At 67.0% G+C, this 26307-nt stretch carries 4 protein-coding genes; all 4 read right to left on the reverse strand.

All coding sequences use genetic code 11. The annotated features are described in order from the left end of the window. From FNU76_RS24980 to FNU76_RS03360, 4 genes are read right to left on the reverse strand one after another with little or no spacing between them, the layout of a single operon-like run. Complete coding sequence (locus tag FNU76_RS24980; protein WP_308418604.1) at positions 1 to 312, reverse strand: condensation domain-containing protein; 312 nt, start codon at positions 310 to 312, stop codon at positions 1 to 3. Further along, the gene (locus FNU76_RS24985) at positions 273 to 3788 is read right to left on the reverse strand and encodes a non-ribosomal peptide synthetase (RefSeq protein WP_308418605.1); all 3516 of its coding nucleotides are present in this window, start codon (positions 3786 to 3788) and stop codon (positions 273 to 275) included. Before FNU76_RS24985 ends, FNU76_RS24980 begins: the two co-directional genes overlap by 40 nt. Then, entirely contained in the window at positions 3785 to 16684 is a 12900-nt protein-coding gene (locus FNU76_RS03355) for a non-ribosomal peptide synthetase (RefSeq protein WP_179958328.1), read from the reverse strand. The genes FNU76_RS24985 and FNU76_RS03355 overlap by 4 nt, the downstream gene beginning before the upstream one ends. After that, a complete protein-coding gene (locus FNU76_RS03360; protein WP_143856395.1) occupies positions 16681 to 26277 on the reverse strand; it encodes a non-ribosomal peptide synthetase in 9597 nt (3198 codons plus the stop codon). The genes FNU76_RS03355 and FNU76_RS03360 overlap by 4 nt, the downstream gene beginning before the upstream one ends. Between the last annotated feature and the right edge of the window lie 30 nt (positions 26278 to 26307).

A 26307-nucleotide genomic window follows, 5' to 3' on the forward strand; every position in this document is an offset into this window, starting at 1 on the left:
TCAGATCGAAGGGGCCGCGCCGTGGGTGGCGGCGATGGCCTGCCAGGCAGCATCATCCTGGCCGCGCAGATCGTGCTGCTGCACCGCCAGGGCGATATCGTCCCGGACGATTTGCAGCGGCTGGCCGTCGTGCAGTTGGAAGCATGTCCGCAGGGCTTCATGGCGGGCCACGATGGCCTGCAGCGCCCGGACCAGCACCGGCTTATCCAGCTCACCGCTCAAACGCACGGCGCCGCTGATATGGTAGGCCTCGCTGCTGCCCTCCATCTGGCTCAGGAACCACAGCCGCTGCTGGGCCAGCGACAAGGCCAAGGGGCCGCCACGGTCGGCCGGCGGGATGGCCTGCTGCTGCGCGGGGCGCAGGCAGCCAGACGCTCCGCCAGTTGCGCCAGCAGCGGGTATTCGAACAGCTCGCCCAGCGGCACGTCCACTTGCAGCGATTGACGCAGCCGCGACAGCAGTTGCACCGCCAACAGCGAATGGCCGCCCAGCTCGAAGAAGTTATCGTGGCGGCCCACCTGCTCGATCTTCAGCAGCTCGGCCCAGATGGCGGCCAGCAACTGCTCGGTATCGCCTTGCGGCGCTTCGAATTCGCGCGCGCCATAGGCATCCCCTTGCGGCGCGGGCAAAGCCTTTCGGTCCAGCTTGCCGTTCGGCGACAAGGGCAAGGCCGCCAGATGGACAAAGGCCGCCGGCACCATATAGGCCGGCAGCGCGCCGCCCAGCACCTGCCGCAGCGCCTCGGCCGATTGCGCCTCGCCACTGTAGTAAGCCACCAGCCGCATATCACCCGGCACATCCTCGCGCGCCAGTACCACCGCCTCGCGCACACCCTCGACTTGCGCCAGGCAGGCCTCGATCTCGCCCAGCTCGATACGCAGGCCCCGCAGCTTGACCTGGAAGTCATTGCGCCCCAGGTATTCGATGCTGCCGTCGGACAGCCAGCGCGCCTGGTCGCCGCTTTGGTACAAGCGGCCCTTACCGGCGAAGGGATCGTCGATAAAACGCGCAGCCGTCAGCTCGGGCTGGTTCAGATAGCCCCGCGCCACCTGCACGCCGCCGATATACAACTCGCCGGCCACCCCGACCGGCACCGGCTGCAGCCGGCTGTCGAGGATATAAATCCGGGTATTGGCGATGGGCCGGCCGATGGGCACGGCGGTGCGCCGGTCGTCGGCCCGGCAGGCCCAGGCCGTCACATCCACGGCCGCTTCGGTGGGCCCATAGAGATTGTGCAGCTCGGCCTGCGGCAGCCGCGCCAGGCATTGGCGGGCCAAGGCCGCCGGCAAGGCTTCGCCGCTGCAGAATATCCGCTTGAGGCTGTCGCATCCCTCCGCCGCCCCCTGCCCCAGAAAGACCTGCAGCATGGAAGGCACGAAGTGCAGCGTGGTCACCCCGGCCTGGCGGATCAAACCGGCCAGATAGGCCGGATCCTTGTGGCCTTCCGGCCGGGCCATCACCAGGCGGGCGCCGGCCAGCAAGGGCCAGAAGAATTCCCATACCGAGACGTCAAAACTGAACGGCGTCTTTTGCAGGACCACGTCCTGTCCATCCAGCGCGTAGGCCTGCTGCATCCACAGCAAGCGGTTCACCACCGCGCCATGCTCGTTCATCACCCCTTTTGGCCGGCCGGTGGAGCCCGAGGTATAGATCACATAGGCCAGCTGGCCGGGGCTAACGGCGGGAAGATTGCCGGCAGACTGCCCGGCCCAGTTCGCGGCATCGGCTTGCAGATGCCAGCTGTGCACACCCTCGGCGCCGGCAGTAGCCAGGGCCTCGCCGCCCACCCGATCGACCAGGACCAGCACGGGCGCGCTGTCCTGCAACATATGGCGCAGCCGCTCGGCCGGGTAGTCCGGGTCCAGCGGCACATAGGCGCCGCCGGCCTTGAGGGTGGCCAGCAGGCCCACCACCATGGCCACGCTGCGCTCGACGCAAAGGCCGACCAGCCGATCCGGCCCCACCCCGGCTTGCCGCAGCGCATGGGCCAGGCGATTGGCGCGGGCATTGAGCTCGGCATAGCTCAGCTGCTCGCCCTCGCACACCAGCGCGATGGCGTTCGGCGTACGGGCCACTTGGGCCTCGAACAGCTGGTGGATGGCCTGATCGGCCGGGTAGGCTTGGGCGGTGTCGTTCCAGCCGGCCAGTACCTGCGCCCGCTCCGGGGAAGGCAGGACGTCGATATCGTACAGCGCCTGCTGGGGTGCTTGCTGCAAGGCCCGCAGCAATTGCGCCAGGGCGGTCAGCATAAAATCGCATACCCGCTGCGGATCGATCTCTGCGCTCACCTGGGCGGTGATGGCGAAGTCCCTGCCCAGATCATCCACCGTCAGGGTCAGCGGATAATTGGTGCGCTCGTGGCCCAGCAGGATATCGATATCGTCCTCACCGGCAGCGCTGGGTACTGCCGTCTCCTCGCTATGGCGGTAGTTCAGCAAGGAAGTAAACAAGGGCGTCCGCGCTGCCACGCCACTGCAACGCTGGGCCAGCGCCAACGGCGCATGTTCGTGCCGCAGCAACTGCACCAGGCGGGCATGGGTCTGCCGCAAGGCCGCCTCCACGCCTTGTCCATCGATATCCAGCCGCAAGGGCAAGGTATTCATCAGCATGCCCAGCACCCGGTCGGCCTCGGCACCGCCCTGCATGCGGCCGAACAGCACGGTACCGAACACCACGGCGCTGCGGCCGCTGAGACGGGCCAGGACCAGAGCCCAGGCCAGGTGCACCACACTGGCGGCGCCGACATTCAGGCGGCGTGCCTGGGCGCGCAGCGCTTGCGCCATCTCGGGGTCCAGCAGCGTGCGGGTTTCGACGATATCGCTCCCGTCGCCCTGCACGTCCATGAGGCCGAAGGGTGCGGTCGGCGCATCGATATCGGCCAGCATCTCGCTGAAGAAAACTTCGTGCGCCCGCTCGCTGACACCCAGCCGGGCCTGCGCGACAAAATTACGGAACGGCACCGGCGGCGCCAAGCGATCCAGTTGGCCCTGCTCGATGGCCTGGGCTTCCTCGATCAGCAGCGCCAAGGTGGTGTGGTCGATGGCCAGATGGTGCGACAACACGTTCAGCAGCCAGCGGCCCTGGGCCGGGTCCTGCGCGGCATGGCAGCGCAGCAGCGGCGCCTGGCCGATATCCAGGCGGTAGTGGCGGGGATCGAAGCGGCTTTGCAATTGCGCGGCGATCTCCCCTTGTGCCGGGTCCAGTTCCAGCCACGCCAGCGGTAGCCGCGCTTGCCGGCGCACCACTTGCAAGGGCTGCGCCAATCCTTCCCAGACGATGCCGGTACGCAGGATATCGTGGCGGTCCATCACCGTTTGCAGCGCCGCCAGGAAGCGCTCCAGCCGCGCTTTCGAGCGGAAGGCCAGCAAATAGGCCTCCACGTAGGCGTCGGCGGCGGGGTTGAGCAGATGGTGGAACAGCATGCCCTCCTGCAAGGGCGCCAGCGGATAGATGTCCTGCACATTGGCGGCGCCGCCTTCCACCGTGGCGACGATGGCGTCGATGGCGGCCTGCTCCAGCGTGACCAGGGTCAGCATGGCCGGCGTGATGCGCTCGGTCCCGGCGGGGATCAGCAGGGGCGGCACCGGCACGGCGCCGCCCACCCCGCTACCCAGCTGTTGGCCGCTTTGCAGCAGTTCCACCAGGGCCGGTTTGTGTTGGCGCAGCATGGCGAGCAATTGCGGGTCGCCCAAGGCCTTTTGGTCGCCGCTGACGGCCAGGTCCTTACCCTTTAGCGCGAGTGCGATACCCTTGCTATCCAGCAGACTGATCAGATCGATTACGGTCAAAGCACAATCTCCATCAATTGGGTGGTGGCAGCAGCCATGTCCGCCAGGGTGGGCGCCATGAACAGCAGGCCGACATCGGCATGCAGGCCTTCCCGGCGCATGCGTTCGATCAGGCTGACGGCCAATAGCGAATGGCCGCCCAGTTCAAAGAAGTTGTCGTGGCGGCCCACCCGCTCCAGCTTCAGCAGCTCGGCCCAGATGGCCGCCAGCGCCTGCTCGACTTCGCCTTCAGGCTCGGCATGGACACGTCCGCCCAAGGCCAGCCCGTCCGGCGCCGGCAGCGCCTGCCGGTCCAGCTTGCCGTTCGGCGTCAGCGGCAAGGCCTCCAGCGCCACGAAGGCCGCCGGCACCATGTAGTGCGGCAGCGTCTGCACGGCATGGCGGCGCAGCGTCTCTACGTCCACCTCCGCGCCAACCACATACGCCACCAGGCGCTTGTCGCCCGGCTCGTCCTCGCGTGCGATCACCGCCACTTCCTGCACGCCGGCCAGCTGGGCCAGCTTGGCCTCCACCTCGCCCAGCTCGATGCGGAAGCCCCGCACCTTCACCTGGAAGTCGTTGCGGCCGATGAACTCCACTTCCCCGCACGGCAGCCAGCGGGCCAGGTCGCCGGTCTTGTACATGCGTTGGCCTGGCGTGAACGGGTCGTCCAGAAAGCGCTCCGCCGTCAGCTCAGGCAGGTTCAGATAGCCGCGCGCCACCCCGGCGCCGCTGATATACAGCTCGCCCGCCACCCCCAAAGGCACCGGCTCGCGCTGGGCATCGAGGATGTACATACGGGTATTGGCAAAGGGCTTGCCGATGCTGATGCGGCTGACCCCGGCCTGATAGCGCACATAGGCGGCGCTGCACGAAACCGTGATCTCGGTCGGTCCATAGGTATTGACCAGGCCGGTGCCGGCCGGCTTGAGCGCTTCCCACTGCTTGAGCTTGTGGGCCGACAAGGCATCGCCGGTGACATTCACCATCCGCACCCCCGCCAAGGCGGCCGGGGTGACGCCGGCCTGGCTCCACTCGCCCACCAGGCTGTGCCAGTGCGCCGCCGTCAAATGCACCATGCCGGGCGCCAGCGCAGTCTCGGCCAGGCCGAAGGGGACATTGCTGGGTAGCAGGGTGGCGCCGGCCAGCAGGGCCGGCATGATTTCTTCGATCGACAGGTCGAAATTCAGCGAATTCTGCTGCAGCACCGTCTCGCCCGCCGCCAGCCCGAACCAGCCGATAGCGTCCAGCGTGTAGTTGACCAGGCCACGGTGTTCGATCATCACGCCCTTGGGGCGTCCGGTGGAACCGGAGGTGTAGATCACATAGGCCAGATGGCGGGCGCTCAGCCCCTCGACACGCGGATTGTGGTCCGGCTGGCCGCACCAATCGCCGCCGTCCAAGTCCAGCACGGGCACCCCGGCCGCCACATGCGGCGCCACCAGGGCGCGGGTGCTCGCGGCGCACAGCACCGCCAGCGGTGCGCTGTCCGCCAGCATGTAGGCAATGCGCTCGGCCGGATAGGCCGGGTCCAGCGGCACATAGGCGCCGCCGGCCTTGAGGATGGCCAATAGCGCCACCAGCATGGGCGCGCCCCGCTCGGTACACAGCGCCACCCGGGCATCCGGTCCCACGCCCAAGCGGCACAGGCGATGGGCCAGGCGGTTGGCCTGGCGGTTCAGCTCGGCGTAGCTCAGCCTGTGCTCGCCGTCGTCCACCGCGATGGCCGCGGGCGTGGCGTCCACCTGTTGCTCGAACAGCTGGTGCACGCAGGCATCGTGCGGGTAGTCGCGCGCCGTGCCGTTCCAGCCCCTCAATACCTGTTCGCGCTGGGCCGCGTCCAAAAGCGGCAGACGGCTGACGATGCCCTCCTCGTCGGCCACCATGGCTTGCAATAGCCGGCGCCAATAATCCAGCAAGCCTTGCGCCGTTTCGCGGTCGAACAAGGCGGTGGCGTAGTTCAGCCCCCCGGCGATGCCGTCCTCGCCCTCATACAGCGATAGCATCAGATCGAACTGGGCCGTGGCCAGCGGCGTATCGATTTCATCGAGGTGCAGGCCAGGCATGGTCAGCTCGGCAGCCGGCGTGTTGTGCCAGTCCAGCATGACCTGGAACAACGGCGTATGCGCCAGGCTACGGGGCGGTTTGAGTGTCTCCACCACCTGGTCGAAAGGCAAGTCCTGATGCGCTTGCGCGGCCAGCACCTGGGCTTTGGTACGCTTCAGCAATTCGGCCACGCTGGGCTCGCCGCGCAGATCGATGCGCAGCGCCAGGGTGTTGACGAAAAAGCCGATCAAAGGCTCGATTTCGGCTCGGTTGCGGCCCGCCACCGGGCTGCCCATCACCACCTCGTCCTGGCTGGCCAAGCGGCCCAGCAAGGCGCCCCAGCTGGCCAGCAGGGTCATATACAAGGTGACGCCATGGCGCTGGCCAAGCGCCTTCAGATCGCGGCTCAGTTGCGCATCCAGTTGCAGTGCCACGGAAGTACCGGCATGGTCCTGCTGGACCGGCCGGGGCCGGTCGGTGGGCAGTTCCAGCAGGGTCGGCGCGCCGGCCAGGTTGGCGCGCCAGAAGGCCGCCTGATCCTGGCCCTCGGCCAGCCAGCCGCGTTGCCAGGCGGCGTAGTCGGCATATTGCAGCGCCAGCGGCGGCAAGGGGTCGGGGCGGCCATGCAGAAAGGCCGCGTAGAGCCTGCTCAACTCATCCAGCAGTACACCAACCGACCAGCCATCCGAACAGATATGGTGCATGACGATCTGCAGCACATACTCGTGCTCGCGCAGGCGCAGCAGCAAGGCCCGCAAGGGCAAGGCATGCGCCAGGTCGAACGGTTCCGCGCTGTGCGACGCGCTCAGCGCCAGCCAGGCCTGCTCATCCTGGCCACGCAAGTCATGCTGCCGCAGTACCAGCTGGGCATCGTCGCGCAAGACCTGCCTGGGCTGGCCATCGACCAGCTGGAAGCAGGTCCGCAAGGCCTCATGGCGAGCCACGATGGCTTGCAGTGCCCGGCCCAGCACCTGCCGGTCCAAATCGCCGCGCAGCCGGACGGCACCGCTGATATGGTAAGCCTCGCCGGCACCTTCCATCCGGCTCAGGAACCATAAGCGCTGCTGCGCAAGCGACAAGGGCAGCGGTCCGGTACGGCCGACCAGGGGAATGGCCTGCTGCGCGACCACGGCCATGCCGTCGAGCCGCGCGGCCAAGCGGTCCAATTGCGGATGATCGAACAAATCGCTGAGCGGCAGCTCGACTTGCCATTGCTGGCGCAGCCGCGACAATAGCTGCATTGCCAGCAGGGAATGTCCGCCCAACTCGAAGAAGTTGTCGTGACGCCCTATTTTTTCCAATTGCAGCAGTTCGGCCCAGACAAGTGCCAAGGCTTGCTCGCAGCGGCCTTGCGGCGCCTGGTAGTCGGCGACACCGAGCCGGCCCGGCTGCGGCAGGGCCTGGCGATCGAGCTTGCCATTCGGGGTGAGCGGCAAGCTCGGTAGTTGGATAAAGGCGGCCGGCACCATATAGGCCGGCAGGTATTGGGCCGCATATTGGCGCAGCGCCTCGGTCAGCTCGGTCGTGGCGCTGTAATAAGCCAGCAGCCGCGCCTCGCCCCCATCCTCCTGGCTGGCCAGCACCGCCACTTCGACCACGCCCTCGACCTGGGCCAGGCATGCCTCGACCTCGCCGGGTTCGATGCGGTAACCGCGTATCTTCAGCTGGGCATCGGCGCGCCCCAGGTACTCGATATTGCCATCGGCCAACCAACGGGCCAGATCGCCGGTCCGGTACAGCCGGCCCCCGGATGGCCGGCCCCCGGACACAAACGGATCGGCGATAAAGCGCGCTGCGGTCAGCTCGGCTTGATTCAGATAGCCACGCGCCAGTTGCGCGCCACCGATATACAGCTCGCCCGCCACGCCGATCGGCGCGGGACGGGTCTGGGCATCGAGGATATAGACCCGGGTATTGGCAATGGGCCGGCCGATATGCAGCACCCTATCGTCGCGCCGCAGCACACCCGAAGTGGCCACCACGGTAGCCTCGGTGGGTCCGTAGTTGTTGACCAGGGTCTGGCCGGGCGCCAGCCCGGCCGGCCGGCGCCGCAGCCGGTCGCCGCCGGTCAGCAAGGTATGCGGGCCTGCTGCCGCGTGGCCGGCGGCATAGGCCAGTTCGGCCAGCGGGGTGACCAGAAAACTGACGTCCAGGGTCTGGGCATGCCACCAGCGCAGCAGCAACTGCGGATCGCCGTCGGTCTCGGCCGGCGGGAGCAAGAGGCTGCCGCCGCTGCACAGGGCAGGCCAGGTTTCCCAGCCGCTGGCATCGAAGCCCACCCCGGCGGTGGCGGCGCTGCGGCTGCCGGCGTGCAGGCCGAAGGTATCGATATGCCAGTAGAGCAGATTGACCAGGCTGGCATGCTCGACCATGACGCCCTTGGGCCTGCCGGTGGAGCCGGAGGTGTAGATGACATAGGCCAAATGGGCGGAAGTCAGCGCCGCCAGCGGCGGATTGCCGGTATCTTCCTGGCGCCAGCGCTGGGCATCGTCGGTCAGGTCCAGCACCGAACCGGCCGAACCATAGGCCGCCATGGCGATGCATAGCTGGGCCTTGACCTCGGGGCTCAGCCGCGCCTCGCTCAATACCACCAGCGGGGCGCTGTCGCGCAGCATGAAATCCAGCCGCTCCGGCGGATAGGCCGGGTCCAGCGGCACATAGGCGCCGCCGGCCTTCAGCGTGGCCAGCATGGCTACGACCCGCTCCACGCCGTGGTGGGCGCAGATGGCCACGCGGCTATCCGGCCCCACGCCCAGCCGGCGCAAATACCAGGCCAGGCGATTGGCCCGGGTATTCAGTTCGCGGTAATTCAGGCAGCGCTCGTCCTGCTCCAGGGCGGTGGCCTCCGGCGTACGTGCCACCTGGGCTTCGAACAACTGCTGTACGCAGCGTTCGCGCGGGTAGGCGACAGCGGTGTCGTTCCAGCCTTCCAGCAACAGGGCACGCTCCGCCGCCGGCAGCACGTCCAGCGCGCGCAGCGGGCGGTCCGGTGCTTGCTGCAAGGCCTGCAGCAATTCAGCCAGCGCGGTTCGCATCAGCGCGCAGACACGCTGCGGACCAACCTCCGCCGCAGCCTGCACGGTCAGCGCGAAGTCCTCGCCCAGATCGTCCACCGACAGCGTCAGGGGATAGTTGCTACGTTCATAGCCGCCCAGCAGGCTGATGCCCGGCGCCAGGCCAGCGGCCGGCTGCTCGCTCATTTCTTCGCTATGGCGGTAATTGAGCAGCGAGGTGAACAGCGGCATCCGCGCCGGCACGCCGCTGCAGCGCTGCGCCAGGGCCAGCGAGGCGTGCTCGTGCCGCAGCAATTGCGCCAGCAAGGCATGGGTACGCCGCAAGGCCGCCGCCACGCCCTCCTCGTCCACATCGATACGCAGCGGCAGAGTATTGATAAACAGGCCCAATACCCGGTCGGCCTGGGCGCCGCCTTGCATACGGCCCAGCAACACCGTACCGAACACCACCTCCTTGCGGCCGCTGGTACGGGCCAACACCAAGGCCCAGGCCAGGTGCATCAAGCTGGCGGCGCTGACGCCCAGCCGCCGCGCCTGTCTGCGTATCGCCAGCGACAGTTCCGGCGCCAGGCGCTGCTGGACTTCCGCCATTGCGCTGCCGCCTTGCACGTCCAGCAAGCCAAAGGGTGCGGTGGGGCTGTCGATATCGGCCAGCATGGCCTGGAAGAAAGCCTCGTGCGCCGGCCGGCCGGTACCCAGGCGGGCCTGGGCGACCAGGTTGCGGAAGGGGGCAGGCGCCGGCAGAGGCTGGCCGGCCATGATGGCCTGCGCTTCCGCCAGCAGCAGTTTCAGGGTGGTGTTGTCGTCGGCAAGATGGTGCGACAGCACGCACAGCAACCAGCGCCCTTGCGCCGGATCGGCGGCGGCATGGCAACGTAGCAAGGGTGCCTGGCTGACGTCCAGACGGTAATGGCGCGGGTCGAAACGGCTTTGCAACTGTTCGGCGATATCGCCCTGGGCACTATCCAGCGCCAGCCATTGCAAGGGCAGCGACACCTGGCGGCGCACCACTTGTACCGGCTGGTCCAGTCCCTCCCAGGCAATGCCGGTACGCAGGATGTCGTGGCGGGCGATCACCTGCCGCAACGCGGCCAGAAACGTTTCCAGGCGTTCGCGGCTATCGAAGCCCAAGAGGCTGATCAATAGATAGGGGTCGCCCTCGGCCTGCATCAGGTGGTGGAACAGGATGCCTTCCTGCAACGGGGCCAAGGGATAGATATCCTGCACATTGGCGGCACCGCCCTCCACCGTCGCCACAGCGGCATCGATGGCCGCCTGGTCCAGTTGCAGCAGGGTCAGCATATCGGGCGTGATCCGCTCGGCACCGGCGGGAATCAGGTTAGGCGGCACCACCACTTCCTGGCTGTCCGAACGCAGCTGGCCGGCCAGTTCCGCCAAGGTGGGGCTGCTGAACAAGGCCCGCACATCGGCATGCAGACCGGCTTGGCGCAAGCGCTCGATCAGGCTGACCGCCAACAGCGAATGGCCGCCCAGCTCGAAGAAGTTATCGTGGCGGCCCACCTGCTCGACCTTCAGCAGCTCGGCCCAGATGGCGGCCAGCAACTGTTCGGTGTCGCCTTGCGGTGCTGCGTATTCACGCGCGCCATAGGCATCCCCTTCCGGTGCGGGCAAAGCTTTTCGGTCCAGCTTGCCGTTCGGTGTCAGCGGCAGACGGTCCAGCCTGACATAGGCCGCCGGCACCATATAGGCCGGCAGATGTTCGGCCGCATGGCGGCGCAGCGTCTCCGCCGCCACCGCTTCGCCACTGTAATAGGCCACCAGCCGCTTATCGCCCGGCTGGTCCTCGCGGGCGATCACCACCACTTCGGGCAGCAGGGCCGCCAGCTTGGCCTCGATCTCGCCCAGTTCGATCCGGAAACCACGGATCTTGACCTGGAAGTCATTGCGCCCCAGGTAGGCCACCGTGCCGTCCGCCTGCCAGCGTCCCAGATCGCCGGTCTTGTATATGCGCTCCCCGAGCTTGAACGGATCGGCCAGGAAACGCTGTGCCGTCAGTTCAGGCTGGTTCAGATAGCCACGGGCCACCCCGGCGCCGCCCACATACAACTCGCCGGTCACCCCCACCGGTACCGGCTGGCGCCGGCTGTCCAGCACATACAGACGGAGGTCGGGTATGCGCACGCCGATAGGGCTGGGGCCGACCCGGCCGGTATCGCTGGCCAAGAGCGGGCAATAGCTGACATGCACGGTCGTCTCGGTGATGCCGTACATATTGACCAACTGGGTGGCGCGGTTGCCGGCCCGTTCGTACCAGGGTTTGAGCAGCCGGGTTTCCAGCGCTTCGCCGCCGAAGACGATCTGCCGCAACCGGTGCGGCTGTTCGGTCTGGGCCGCGATCAGCTGCTGGAATGCACTGGGGGTCTGGTTCAACACCGTGACGCCCTGCTCGCACAGCAGCGCATAGAAATCGGCCGGCGAACGGGCCGTCTCAAGCGGCACCACCACCAGCCGGCCGCCATGGCTGAGTGCGCCCCACAATTCCCATACCGAGAAGTCGAAGCCGAAGGAATGGAACAGCGTCCAGACATCCTGGTCGTCGAAGCGGAACCAGGCGCGGGTCGCGCTGAACAGCCGGGCCAGCTGGCCATGCTCCACCATCACGCCCTTGGGCTGGCCGGTGGAGCCCGAGGTGTAGATCACATAAGCCAGCTGCTGCGGACCGGCACCGCCGGCGGGATTGTCGCCGGACAACCCGGACCAGCGGGCGGCATCGGCCTGCAGATCGAGCACAAGGTGCCCGTCCAGTTCGCCCAGCGCGGCACGGCCGGCCTGGTCGAGCAGGACCAGCGCCGGCTGGCTATCGGCCAGGGTGGCGCGCAGCCGTTCGGAGGCGTAGGCCGGGTCCAGCGGCACATAGGCGCCGCCGGCTTTAAGCACGGCCAGGATGGCGACCACCATCTCCATCCCACGTTCCAGACAGAGGGCCACGCGCACTTCCGGCCCAACACCCAGGCTGCGCAGATGGTGGGCCAGCTGGTTGGCGCGATGGTTCAGTTCGCCATAGCTCAGTTGCTGCTCGCCCCACACCAGGGCGATGGCCTCGGGCCGCATGGCTGCCTGTTGTTCAAACGATTGGTGCACACAAGCTGTCGGCGGAGTCAGTTCGGTGCTCGTGTCGTTCCACCATTGCAACAGTTGCGTACGCTCGGCCTCGCCCAGGATCTGCAGGCTTGCCACCGCTTGGTCTTCCCCGGCCACCATCGCTTGCAGCAGATGGATCCAGTAGCCCAGATAACGCTGCACGGTGGCCGGCTCAAACAAGGCCGTGGCGTAATTGAGCACGCCGGCCAGACCGTCCGCGCCGTCATGCAGCGACAGGGTCAGGTCGAACTGGGCGGTGGTATGGGCCACCTCCAGCGGCGATACGGTCAGGCCGGGCAAGGACAAGCCCGCCGCCGGTGCCCCTTGCCAGTCCAGCATGGTCTGGAACAGCGGCGTGTGGCTGAGGCTGCGCGGCGGCTTGAGCGCCTCCACCACCTGGTCGAAGGGCAGGTCCTGATGGGCTTGCGCGGCCAGCACCTGCGCCTTGGTGCGCTTCAGCAAGTCGGCCACCGTGGGCTCGTCGCGCAGATCGATGCGCAGCGCCAGGGTGTTGACGAAGAAACCGATCAAGGGCTCGATCTCGGCCCGGTTGCGGCCGGCTACCGGACTGCCTACCACCACTTCGTCCTGATTGCCCAGCCGAGCGAGCAAGGCCGCCCAGCTGGCCAGCAGAGTCATATACAGGGTGGCGCCATGACGCTGGCTGAGCGCCTTCAAGTCCTTGCTCAGCTGCGCATCCAGCCTGACTTCCATGGCTGCGCCGGCATGGTCCTGCTGGGCCGGCCGAGGCCGGTCGGTGGGCAACTCCAGCAGCGTGGGCGCACCGGCCAGGTTGGCGCGCCAGAAGGCCGCCTGGTCCTGGTCGTCGGCCAACCAGTTGCGATGCCAGGCGGCATAGTCGGCATATTGGATGGCCAGGGGAGGCAACGGGTCGGCTTCGCCGCGCAAAAAGGCGCCATACAGGCGGCTCAGTTCGTCCAACAGCACGTCGATGGCCCAGGCATCGGCGGCGATATGGTGCATGACCAACTGCAGCACATATTGGCCGGTCTGCATCTGCAGCAGCAGGACCCGTATCGGCAGATCGCGGTCCAGCGCGAAAGGCGCAGCACTATGCTCGGCACCGAGCTGGCGGGCGGCCGAGTCGGGGTCGTCGTGACCACGCAGGTCGTGCACCTGCGGCACCAATTCGGCCTTCTCCAGCAAGCATTGCCGCGGCTGGCCATCGACCAGTCGGTAGCAGGTGCGCAAAGCCTCATGGCGATCGACGATAGCTTGCAAGGCGCGCTGCAAGCCATCGCGGTCCAGCTCGCCGGTCAACCAGACGGCCGCGCTGATGTGGTAGGCCGCGGCAGCACCCTCGATGCGGCTGAGAAACCACAGCCGCTGCTGGGCCGGCGACAGCGGCAAAGGAGCCTCGCGGCTGACCAGCGGAATGTCGGACTGGCTAGCCCCCGCTGCGCCACCAATCCGTACGGCCAATTGCGCCAATTGCGGGTATTCGAACAGCTCGCCCAAGGGCAGGTCCACTTGCAGTGTTTGGCGCAGCCGGGACAGCAATTGCACCGCCAGCAGCGAATGGCCGCCCAGCGCGAAGAAATTGTCATGGCGACCGACCTGCTCGATCTTCAAAAGATCGGTCCAGATTGCGGCCAGCGCCATTTCGACTTCGCCCTGCGGGACTGCCTGGCTGCGGCTGCCATAGGCATCCGCTTCCGGCGCGGGCAATGCCTTGCGGTCCAGCTTGCCGTTCGGCGACAGCGGCCAGGCGGCCAGCCGGACGAAGGCGGCAGGCACCATATATGCCGGTAGCAGTACGGCCGCCTGCTGCCGCAGGTCGGCCGCCGGCTGCTCACCGGTGTAATACGCAAGCAGGCGCATTTCGCCCGGCTGGTCCTCGCGGGCAATCACCACCACGTCAGGCAGCAGCGAGGCGAGTTTGGCTTCGACCTCGCCCAGTTCGATCCGGAAACCGCGCAGCTTGATCTGGAAATCGTTGCGGCCCAGGTATTCGATGCTGCCGTCCGCCAGCCGGCGGCCCAGGTCACCGCTCTTGTACAGCCGGCTACCTGGCAAGAACGGATCGTCGATAAAGCGCTCGGCGGTCAGCTCGGGCAGATTCAGGTAACCGCGTGCCAGCTGCACCCCACCGATATACAGCTCGCCGGCCACGCCCAGCGGCACCGGCCGCAAGCGGCTGTCGAGGATATGGATACGGGTGTTGGCGCCCGGCCGGCCGATATTGCGCCAATCGCCGGCCTGCCCGCTAGGCTCATGGCTGCTGGCGCTCACGGTGGCTTCGGTCGGACCATAGGTATTCAGCAGGCGTGGCCGCCGGCCGGTACCGGCGAACCAGGCTTGGAGCGCGCTGTCGCCGACCGCCTCGCCGCCGATGATGACCTGGCGCACACAAGCCGGGGCAGGCAGGCCCGCCATGGCCAGTTGGGTCCAGAACTGGGTGGGCAGATCGACGACACTGATCCCGTGATCCGCGCACAGCCGCCAGAATGTCTCGGCATCCGTCAGCCAGGCGTCGCTACGCAGCACCACGCAGGCACCCTGCGCCAGGCTGGCGAAGATTTCCTCGACCGAACCGTCGAAGGACAGCGAGGCAAACTGCAGCACCCGGTCAGCCGGCCCCAGCTCGATACGCTCGGCCAGCATCAGTATCTGGTTGCGGACACTGCGGTGCTCGACCATTACCCCCTTGGGTTGGCCGGTGGAGCCGGAGGTATAGAACACATAGGCCAGCCGGCTGCCCTCGTCGGCTTCGGCCTCCCCGTCCCGTTCGCTCCGACCTTGCCAGTCGCCGGCATCGTCTTGCAGATCCAGCACCCGCGCGCCATCAGCCAGTTCACGGGTGATTTCCAGCGGTACGGTACCTTGCTTGAGCAGCAGCAGCGCCCCGCTGTCGCGCAACATATATTGCAGCCGTGCAAGCGGATAATCGGGGTCCAGCGGGACATAAGCGCCCCCCGCCTTCAGGGTGGCCAGCATGGCCACCACCGTCGCCGCGCTGCGCCGTGCATACAGCGCGACTCGCCCATCGGGCTGCAGACCCAGCGCGCGCAGATGATGGGCCAGCCGGTTGGCGCGGGCATTGAGCTCGGCATAGCTGAGCACAAGTTCGCCCTCGCGCAGCGCCATGGCATCCGGCCGAGCCGCCGCCTGGGCTTCGAACAAGCGGTGAACTGCCGCCCCACCCTGGTATTCGACCTCGGTGGCGTTCCACTCATGCAGCAGTCGGCCATGCGCTTCGGCCGGCAGCACGTCCAGCTGTGCCAAGGGCAGTTGCGGCTGCCGCGCCAGCGCCTGTACCAATTGCGTCAGGGCCTCGCCGACATAGTCGCAGACCAGCCGCGGATCGACACTGGCGGGTACTTGCGCGGTCAGCATAAAGCCCTGCTCGCTGCCAAAGTCGTCCACATCCAGGCTGACGGGGTAGTTGCTGCGCTCCTGTCCGCCCAATAGTTCGATGTCGCCCAGTAGCTGCCCCTCGCCGGGCTGGCTGCTATAGCGGTAGTTCAATAACGAAGTAAACAGGGGCGCGGGTGCTGCCACGCCGCTGCAGCGCTGCGCCAACGCCAGCGGCGCGTGTTCGTGCCGCAGCAATTGCACCAGGCAGGCGTGGGTCTGCCGCAAGGCCGCTTCCACGCCCTGTCCATCGATATCCAGCCGCAGGGGCAAGGTATTCATCAGCATGCCCAACACCCGGTCGGAAGCAGCGCCACCCTGCATGCGGCCGAACAGCACGGTGCCGAATACCACCGCGCTGCGGCCGCTTAGGCGAGCCAGGACCAGGCCCCAGGCCAGGTGCATCAGGCTGGCGGCGCTCACGCCCAGCCGGCGGGCCTGCAGCCGGATCGCTTGTGCCAGTTCGGGCGACAATCGCCGGCGCGCCTCCTTCATACCGCCGGCGGCGTCCAGCAGATCGAACGGTGCCGTCGGGGCATCGATATCGGCCAACATGGATTTGAAGAACGTCTCGTGCTCCTGCTCGCTCACCCCCAGCCTGGCCTGCGCCACGAAGTTACGGAAGGGTGCCGGCGCCGGCAGCTCGGCCAGGCGTCCCTGCCTGATGGCCTGGGCTTCCTCGATCAACAATTCCAGCGAGGTGTGGTCTATGGCCAGATGATGGGACAGCACCTGCAGCAGCCAGCGGTCCTGGCCGCCGTCCTGCGTGGCATGGCAGCGCAGCAGCGGTGCCTGGCCGATATCCAGGCGGTAATGGCGCGGGTCGTAGCGGGCTTGCAATTGGGTAGCGATCTCGCCCTGCGTCGGGTCAAGGTCCAGCCATTCCACCGGCAAACACGCCTGCCGGCGCACCACTTGCAAGGGCTGCGCCAGTCCTTCCCAGACGATGCCGGTACGTAGCACATCGTGCCTGTCTATGACCTGCTGCATGGCCGCCAGAAAATCCTCCAGCAGCGCCTTGCTACGGAATGCCAGCAGATTCGACAGTAGATAGGTATCGCCCTGCGATTCCAGCAGATGGTGGAACAGCATGCCCTCCTGCAAGGGCGCCAGCGGATAGATGTCCTGCACATTGGCGGCGCCGCCTTCCACCGTGGCGACGATGGCGTCGATGGCGGCCTGTTCCAGCGTGACCAGGGTCAGCATGGCCGGCGTGATGCGCTGCAGATTGTCGAGCAAGGCCTGCTTGTATTGCTTCAGGGCAACCGCCAGTTCGGCATCCATGGCGCCACGGGGTGCCCGCACCACCAGCTCGCCCTGGTCCGCCTGCAACTGGATGTTTTTTTCCGCCAGCCGGGTCAATAGGTTTTCTACTGTCAAAGTCTAAACTCCTCGAATTCGCTGGTATCGGCAAGATCGTCTTGCCGTGGATTGGCGGGCGCCGCCGGCCGGGGGATCAAATTGGGCGGCACCACCACTTCGTCGCCGCCGGGACGCAATTGCACCGCCAACTCCGCCAGCGTGGTGGCGGTGAACAGCAGGCCGACATCGGCATGCAGGCCTTCCCGGCGCATGCGTTCGATCAGGCTGACGGCCAATAGCGAATGGCCGCCCAGTTCAAAGAAGTTGTCGTGGCGGCCCACCCGCTCCAGCTTCAGCAGCTCGGCCCAGATGGCCGCCAGCGCCTGCTCGACTTCGCCTTCAGGCTCGGCATGGACACGTCCGCCCAAGGCCAGCCCGTCCGGCGCCGGCAGCGCCTGCCGGTCCAGCTTGCCGTTCGGCGTCAGCGGCAAGGCCTCCAGCGCCACGAAGGCCGCCGGCACCATGTAGTGCGGCAGCGTCTGCACGGCATGGCGGCGCAGCGTCTCTACGTCCACCTCCGCGCCAACCACATACGCCACCAGGCGCTTGTCGCCCGGCTCGTCCTCGCGTGCGATCACCGCCACTTCCTGCACGCCGGCCAGCTGGGCCAGCTTGGCCTCCACCTCGCCCAGCTCGATGCGGAAGCCCCGCACCTTCACCTGGAAGTCGTTGCGGCCGATGAACTCCACTTCCCCGCACGGCAGCCAGCGGGCCAGGTCGCCGGTCTTGTACATGCGTTGGCCTGGCGTGAACGGGTCGTCCAGAAAGCGCTCCGCCGTCAGCTCAGGCAGGTTCAGATAGCCGCGCGCCACCCCGGCGCCGCTGATATACAGCTCGCCCGCCACCCCCAAAGGCACCGGCTCGCGCTGGGCATCGAGGATGTACATACGGGTATTGGCAAAGGGCTTGCCGATGCTGATGCGGCTGACCCCGGCCTGATAGCGCACATAGGCGGCGCTGCACGAAACCGTGATCTCGGTCGGTCCATAGGTATTGACCAGGCCGGTGCCGGCCGGCTTGAGCGCTTCCCACTGCTTGAGCTTGTGGGCCGACAAGGCATCGCCGGTGACATTCACCATCCGCACCCCCGCCAAGGCGGCCGGGGTGACGCCGGCCTGGCTCCACTCGCCCACCAGGCTGTGCCAGTGCGCCGCCGTCAAATGCACCATGCCGGGCGCCAGCGCAGTCTCGGCCAGGCCGAAGGGGACATTGCTGGGTAGCAGGGTGGCGCCGGCCAGCAGGGCCGGCATGATTTCTTCGATCGACAGGTCGAAATTCAGCGAATTCTGCTGCAGCACCGTCTCGCCCGCCGCCAGCCCGAACCAGCCGATAGCGTCCAGCGTGTAGTTGACCAGGCCACGGTGTTCGATCATCACGCCCTTGGGGCGTCCGGTGGAACCGGAGGTGTAGATCACATAGGCCAGATGGCGGGCGCTCAGCCCCTCGACACGCGGATTGTGGTCCGGCTGGCCGCACCAATCGCCGCCGTCCAAGTCCAGCACGGGCACCCCGGCCGCCACATGCGGCGCCACCAGGGCGCGGGTGCTCGCGGCGCACAGCACCGCCAGCGGTGCGCTGTCCGCCAGCATGTAGGCAATGCGCTCGGCCGGATAGGCCGGGTCCAGCGGCACATAGGCGCCGCCGGCCTTGAGGATGGCCAATAGCGCCACCAGCATGGGCGCGCCCCGCTCGGTACACAGCGCCACCCGGGCATCCGGTCCCACGCCCAAGCGGCACAGGCGATGGGCCAGGCGGTTGGCCTGGCGGTTCAGCTCGGCGTAGCTCAGCCTGTGCTCGCCGTCGTCCACCGCGATGGCCGCGGGCGTGGCGTCCACCTGTTGCTCGAACAGCCGGTGCACGCAGGCATCGGACGGGTAATCGCGCGCCGTATCGTTCCATTGACGCAGCACCTGGTGTTCGGCCGCCGACAATAGCGGCAAGCGGGCCGGTACCATGCGATCGTCGGCCACCATGGCCGCCAGCAGCGTGGTCCAGTAGTCAAGGTAGCGCTGCGCCGTGGCTTGCTCGAACAGCGCCGTGGCGTAGTTAAGGCTGCCGACGATGCCCGAGCCATCGGCGGACTCCTGCAAGGACAGCGTCAGGTCGAACTGGGCAGTGTGCTGCGGCAGGACCAGCGGCGTCAGGCGCAGACCGGGCATCACCAACTCGGCCGGCGGCGTGTTGTGCCAATCCAGCATGACCTGGAACAAGGGCGTATGCGCCAGGCTGCGGGGCGGCTTGAGTGCCTCCACCACCTGGTCGAAAGGCAGGTCCTGATGGGCTTGCGCGGCCAAGACCTGCGCCTTGGTGCGTTTCAGCAGCTCGGCTACCGTGGGCTCGTCCTGCAGATCGATCCGCAAAGCCAGGGTATTGACGAAGAAGCCGATCAAGGGCTCGATCTCGGCCCGGTTGCGGCCGGCCACCGGGCTGCCTATCACGACGGCTTCCTGGCTGGCCAGACGACCCAGCAAGGCGCCCCAGCTGGCCAGCAGGGTCATATAGAGCGTAACGCCATGGCGCTGGCCAAGGGTTTTCAGGCCCCGGCTCAGTTGCGCATCGAGTTTGACCGCGATGGCGGCGCCGGCATGGTCCTGCCGGGCCGGCCGGGGCCGGTCGGCAGGCAGCTCCAGCAAGGCCGGGGCACCTGCCAGATTGGCGCGCCAGAAGGCGGCCTGGTCCTGCCCTTCCGCCAGCCAATCGCGCTGCCAGGCAGCATAGTCGGCATATTGGATGGGTAGCGGCGCCAGCGGATCGGGACGGCCATGCAAATAAGCCGCGTACAGCCTGCTCAACTCATCCAGCAGGACCGCCAGGGACCAGCCGTCGGCGGCGATATGATGCACAATCAGCTGCAATACATACTCTTCGTCCCGCAGGCGCAGCAGCACGACCCGCAGCGGCGCTTCCTTACCCAGATCGAAGGGTTCCTTGCTCAGGGTCTCGCTAAATGCACGCCATGCGTCCGCGTTATGGCCGCGCAGGTCGTGCTGTTGCAATACCGTCGCGACGGACGCCAACGGAACCTGCATGGGCTGGCCATCGACCAGTTGAAAACAGGTCCGCAGCGGCTCATGCCGGGCCACGATGGTTTGCAAGGCCCGGCCCAATACCGCGCGGTCCAGCTCGCCGCTCAAACGCACGGCGCCGCTGATATGGTAGGCCTCGGCACCGTCCATCCGGCTAAGGAACCACAGCCTTAGCTGGGCCAGCGATAAGGGCAAGGGTCCGTTACGTTCAATACGGCGTATCGCGTGGTGGGTGGCCGCGGCCATGCCATCCAGCCGCTCGGCCAACCGGGCCAGCTGCGGATAATCGAACAGTTCGGCCAAGGGCAGTTCTACATCCAGCGCCTGGCGCAGCCGCGACAGCAATTGCACCGCCAGCAGCGAGTGTCCGCCCAGTTCAAAGAAGTTGTCGTGGCGCCCTACCCGGTCGAGCTTGAGCAAGCCCATCCAGATGGCGGCCAACGCGGTTTCCGACTCGCCTTGTGGCGCCACGTAGTCGCGCGCACCATAGGCGGCAGATTCCGGCGCCGGCAGGGCCTGGCGATCCAATTTGCCGTTCGGCGTCAGCGGCAGCACCGCCAGCTGGACAAAGGCTGCCGGCACCATATGGTGCGGCAGCTGCCCGCCCAGCCGATGGCGCAACAATTCGACCGACAGCGGATAGGCAGCGGTGAAATAGGCCACCAGGCGGGTATCGCCGGGCACATCGTCGCGGGCCAGTACCGTCACCTCGCCCACGCCTTCGATCCGGGCCAGGCAGGCTTCGATCTCGCCCAGCTCGATGCGGAAGCCGCGGATCTTGACCTGGAAGTCGTTGCGGCCCAGATATTCCACCGTACCGTCGGGCAGCCAGCGGCCCAGGTCGCCGGTCTTGTACATACGGCCGCCCCCGGCCGCGAACGGATCGGCAATAAAACGCGCAGCCGTCAGCTCGGGCTGGTTCAGATAGCCCCGCGCCACCCCCGACCCGCCGATATGGATCTCGCCGGCCACACCCAGCGGCACCGGACGCCCCTGCCCGTCCAGCAGATAGAGCCGCGCATTGGCGATGGGACGACCGATATGCGGCACGGCAGCGCTCGCGGTGATGGGCGCGATCGTGCTGTCCACCGTACACTCGGTCGGTCCGTAGACGTTGTAGTAAGTCTTGCCCGGCGAGTCGGCCAAGGTGCGCCAAAGCGCCGCGCCGATGGCCTCGCCGCCGACCAGGGTCAGTGCCGGGGTGGCCGCTTCATGCAGGGCCAGTTGCGAGGGAGTACAGTCGAAGCCGTCCAGGCGGCTGGCCGCGACAAATTCGCCCAGCGCCGCGCCATCCAGCCTGACCCAGGCCGGCACGATCACCAAGGTGCGGCCGGACAACAGCTGCAGCCATTGCTGCACCGCCGCGTCAAAGGCAATCGAGGCATTCAGGCTGATACGCTCGGCCCGATGCTGCTTATGGATCGCCCGCTCCAGTCCAGCCCATAGATTGACCACATTGCCGTGCTCGACCATCACGCCCTTGGGCTGGCCGGTGGAGCCGGAGGTATAGATGACATAGGCCAATTGCCGTGGATCGTGTCCGGCATGGTCCGGATCGCTATCCGGATAGGCGGCGATTGCCTGCCATTGCTCATCCAGCAGCAGCACCGGCACCTCGCTTTCCGGCAGATCGGCCAGCAGCGCTGCCTGGGTCAGCAGGCGCAAGGGCTGGGCGTCGGCCAACATATGGGCCAAGCGTTCGGCCGGATAGGACGGATCCAGGGGCACATAGGCGGCTCCGGCTTTCAGGATGCCCAATAGACCCACCAGCATATCCAGGCCGCGCTCCACCGCCAGGGCCACCAGGCTGTCCGGCCCGGCACCCTGGGCGCGCAGATAGTGAGCCAGCCGATTGGCGCGGGCATTCAACTCGCGATAACCGAGTTGCTTGCGGCCATATTCCACCGCCACCGCATCCGGCGTACGCGCCACCTGCGCTTCGAACAATTGGTGCACGCAGTGCTCGCGCGAATAGTCGGCAGCGGTGTCGTTCCAGCTTTCCAGCACTTGCACGCGCTCCCGCTCGGGCAGCACATCGATGGCTTGGACGGCTAGCTGCGGCGTATCGCGCAGGGCCAGCACCAGACCGTGCAAGGCGGTTTCCATCAAATCGCAGATGCGCTGGGGATCGATGCGGTCGCTGACTTGGGCGGTCAAGGCAAAACCCTCACCCAGGTCGTCGATGGCCAAGGCCAGGGGGTAGTTGGTGCGCTCGTGGCCGCTGAGGAAAGCTATGCCCTCACCCATGTCCGGCGCTTGCGCCTGGGCGCTGTAGCGATAATTGAGCAGGGAGGTGAACAACGGGGTGCCGGCCGGCACCGCGCTGCAGCGCTGGGCCAAGACCAGCGGCGCATGCTCATGGCGCAGCAGTTGCGCCAATGCGGCATGGGTGTGCTTGAGCGTAGCGGCCAACGGCTGCCCAGCCACTTCGACCCGTAACGGCAAAGTATTGATAAACAGCCCCAACACCTGATCGGCCCGGGCACCGCCCTGCATCCGGCCAAACAGCACCGTACCGAACACCACATCCCGACGGCCGGTACAGCGCGCCAGCACCAGCGCCCAAGCCAGATGCATCAAGCTGGCGACGCTGACGCCCTGGCGCCGGGCCTGGCCACGTATCTCGCGCGCCAGATCAAGCGGCAGCGTCCGCTGCGCCTCGGCGATCGCGCTGCCATCGCCCTGTACGTCCAGCAGATCAAACGGCGCGGTAGGCGCATCGATATCGCCCAGCATCTCCTGAAAGAATGCTTCGTGCGCCTGCCGGCTGAGCCCCAGGCTGGCCTGTGCCACCAAGTCGCGGAACGAGCCGGCCGGCGGCAGTTGCTGGCCCAGCGCGATCGCCTGGGTCTCCGCCAGCACCCGTTCCAGCGTGGTATGGTCGAAAGCGAGATGGTGGAACAAGATGCGCAGCAGCCAGCGCTCCCCGTCGCGGGCGGCATGGCAGCTCAACAGCGGCGCCTTGCCCACGTCCAGCCGGTAGCGGCACGGATCGAAGCGTGTTTCCAGTTGCAAGCCGATATCGCCCTGCGCGCTATCCAGTTCCAGCCAGGTCAGCGGCAATTCGGCTCGTCGGTGTACTACCTGCAAGGGCTGTGCCAAACCCTGCCAGGCGATGCCGGTGCGCAGGATATCGTGGCGATCGATCACCGCCTGCAAAGCCGCCAGAAAACCATCCAGCCGCGCCTTGCCGTCGAAGGCCAGCAGGCAAGGCAGCACATAGGGATCGCCGGCCTGCTCCATCAGATGATGGAACAGGATGCCCTCCTGCAAGGGCGCCAGCGGATAGATGTCCTGCATATTGGCGGCGCCCCCTGCCACCGTGGCGACCAGCGCATCGATGGCGTCCTGGTCCAGGCTGACCAGGGTCAGCATCTCGGGGGTAATGCGCTCGGCGCCGGCAGGAATCAGATTGGGCGGGACCGCCACTTCCAGGCTGGTCTCGCTGAGTTGCGCGGCCAGGCGGGCCAAGGTAGGCGCCCCGAACAGGCTGCGTACATCGGTATGCAAGCCCGCTTGGCGCATCCGTTCGATCAGGCTGATGGCCAACAGCGAATGGCCGCCCAGCTCGAAGAAGTTATCGTGGCGGCCCACCTGCTCGATCTTCAGCAGCTCGGCCCAGATGGCGGCCAGCAACTGCTCGGTATCGCCTTGCGGCGCTTCGAATTCGCGCGCGCCATAGGCATCCCCTTGCGGCGCGGGCAAAGCCTTTCGGTCCAGCTTGCCGTTCGGCGACAAGGGCAAGGCCGCCAGATGGACAAAGGCCGCCGGCACCATATAGGCCGGCAGCGCGCCGCCCAGCACCTGCCGCAGCGCCTCGGCCGATTGCGCCTCGCCACTGTAGTAAGCCACCAGCCGCATATCACCCGGCACATCCTCGCGCGCCAGTACCACCGCCTCGCGCACACCCTCGACTTGCGCCAGGCAGGCCTCGATCTCGCCCAGCTCGATACGCAGGCCCCGCAGCTTGACCTGGAAGTCATTGCGCCCCAGGTATTCGATGCTGCCGTCGGACAGCCAGCGCGCCTGGTCGCCGCTTTGGTACAAGCGGCCCTTACCGGCGAAGGGATCGTCGATAAAACGCGCAGCCGTCAGCTCGGGCTGGTTCAGATAGCCCCGCGCCACCTGCACGCCGCCGATATACAACTCGCCGGCCACCCCGACCGGCACCGGCTGCAGCCGGCTGTCGAGGATATAAATCCGGGTATTGGCGATGGGCCGGCCGATGGGCACGGCGGTGCGCCGGTCGTCGGCCCGGCAGGCCCAGGCCGTCACATCCACGGCCGCTTCGGTGGGCCCATAGAGATTGTGCAGCTCGGCCTGCGGCAGCCGCGCCAGGCATTGGCGGGCCAAGGCCGCCGGCAAGGCTTCGCCGCTGCAGAATATCCGCTTGAGGCTGTCGCATCCCTCCGCCGCCCCCTGCCCCAGAAAGACCTGCAGCATGGAAGGCACGAAGTGCAGCGTGGTCACCCCGGCCTGGCGGATCAAGCCGGCCAGATAGGCCGGGTCCTTGTGGCCTTCCGGCCGGGCCATCACCAGGCGGGCGCCGGCCAGCAAGGGCCAGAAGAATTCCCATACCGAGACGTCAAAACTGAACGGCGTCTTTTGCAGGACCACGTCCTGCCCATCCAGCGCGTAGGCCTGCTGCATCCACAGCAAGCGGTTCACCACCGCGCCATGCTCGTTCATCACCCCTTTTGGCCGGCCGGTGGAGCCCGAGGTATAGATCACATAGGCCAGCTGGCCGGGGCTAACGGCGGGAAGATTGCCGGCAGACTGCCCGGCCCAGTTCGCGGCATCGGCTTGCAGATGCCAGGTGCGCGCGCCCTCGGCGCCGGCAGTAGCCAGGGCCTCGCCGCCCACCCGATCGACCAGGACCAGCACGGGTGCGCTGTCCTGCAACATATGGCGCAGCCGTTCGGCCGGGTAGTCGGGATCCAGCGGCACATAGGCGCCGCCTGCCTTGAGGGTGGCCAGCAGGCCCACCACCATGGCCACGCTGCGCTCGACGCAGAGGCCGACCAGCCGGTCCGGCCCCACCCCGGCTTGCCGCAGCGCATGGGCCAGGCGATTGGCGCGGGCATTGAGCTCGGCATAGCTCAGCTGCTCGCCCTCGCACACCAGCGCGATGGCGTTCGGCGTACGGGCCACTTGGGCCTCGAACAACTGGTGGATGGCCTGATCGGCCGGGTAGGCTTGGGCGGTGTCGTTCCACTCCAGCAAGACGCGCCGACGCTCACCCTCGTCCATAAGCGACAGTTCGGCGACAGGCTGCTCGCCGCCTTCCAATACGCTGTCCAGCAGCAGATCCATGCGCTGCCGGATAGCCGCCACTTCAGCACCGGTGAAAAACCCGGTGTTGTAGTTGAACTCGATCTCCACCTCGCTGCCGGCGTGGTAATCGCAGACGCATACCGCCAGCGGCGTCTGTTCGAAACCATGGTGCAACTTATTGACCCGTACTTCGCAGCCATCGATATCGAAATCGCCGGGAAAGGCTTCCGAGGCCAGCGTCAGATCGAACAACTGTGTGCGACCGGACTGCGCCAAGCGCAAGGCACGGTTGAGATCGGCGATCGGGAAGCGCTGGTGGCGATAGCAGCGACGCAGCTCAGCCGCCACGCCCCGCATCAATGCGGCGAAGGACCGGTCCGGCTCGACCGCGATGGCGAGCGGAATAATGGAAGAGAACATACCCAGCGTCTGCTTCTGGCGAGCATTGCCGCGGTTGTGCACCGGCACGCCTATCACCAGTTGCCCGACATCGTTGACGCGCGCGAAGTAGGCCGCCAGCAGGGCGAGCATGAAATGCGGCACCGAGCAGCCTTGCGCCTCGGCATAGGCGACCAGCCGGTCAAAGCGCGGCCGCGTGATAGCCAGGCGCAGTTGGCCGCCGGGCCGCGGCACGCCACCCGGCGCTGGTACCGGCAGCAAGGCCGGCGGCAGGCGGGCGAAACGCTCCAGCCAGAACTGCCGGTCGCGCTGGTAGCGGGTCGAAGCAAGATAGTCGTTATCGTCCGCCAGGAAGTCCAGATAGGACGGCCCTGCTTCCGGCACATCCGCCGTGCCCGTACCCAATCGATTGTAGTTGTCCACAATGGCATGGCAGAGCAGCGCCACCGCCACGCCATCGGCGACCAGATGGTGGCATTGCAGCAGGAGGCAATGACGGTCCACCCGCACACGCAGCAACTGCGCCGACCATAGCGGCTGGCCATAAAGGGGAAAAGACGTGGCGGACACCTGCCGGCAATGCTGGTCGGCGCGCGCTTCGGCATCGGCATGCGCGCTGAAGTCGAATCGTTGCAGCCCCACCGCCGACGTGGCGAGGACGGACTGGCCGGCCACGCCCCCGTTGCTTTGCAGCACAAGCCGCAGGGCGTCGTGGGCGGCGGCGGTCGCGGCGACGGCCTGGCTCAATCGCTCCACGTCCAGTTCGCCGGCAATCGCTAGCGTCACGCCAACGTTGTAGTTGGGTAGTTGCGGCTGCAGCACCTGATCCAGCCAGATCACTTGCTGCACCGAACTCAATGGGAAACCAGGCGGCGCGCCGACGTCCTGCGCTTGCTGTAGGGAAGTAGACATGCATGAGTCCTCTATCCGGAGAATTTCATT

This window comes from Chitinimonas arctica, from assembly GCF_007431345.1.
Lineage (GTDB): Bacteria > Pseudomonadota > Gammaproteobacteria > Burkholderiales > Chitinimonadaceae > Chitinimonas > Chitinimonas arctica.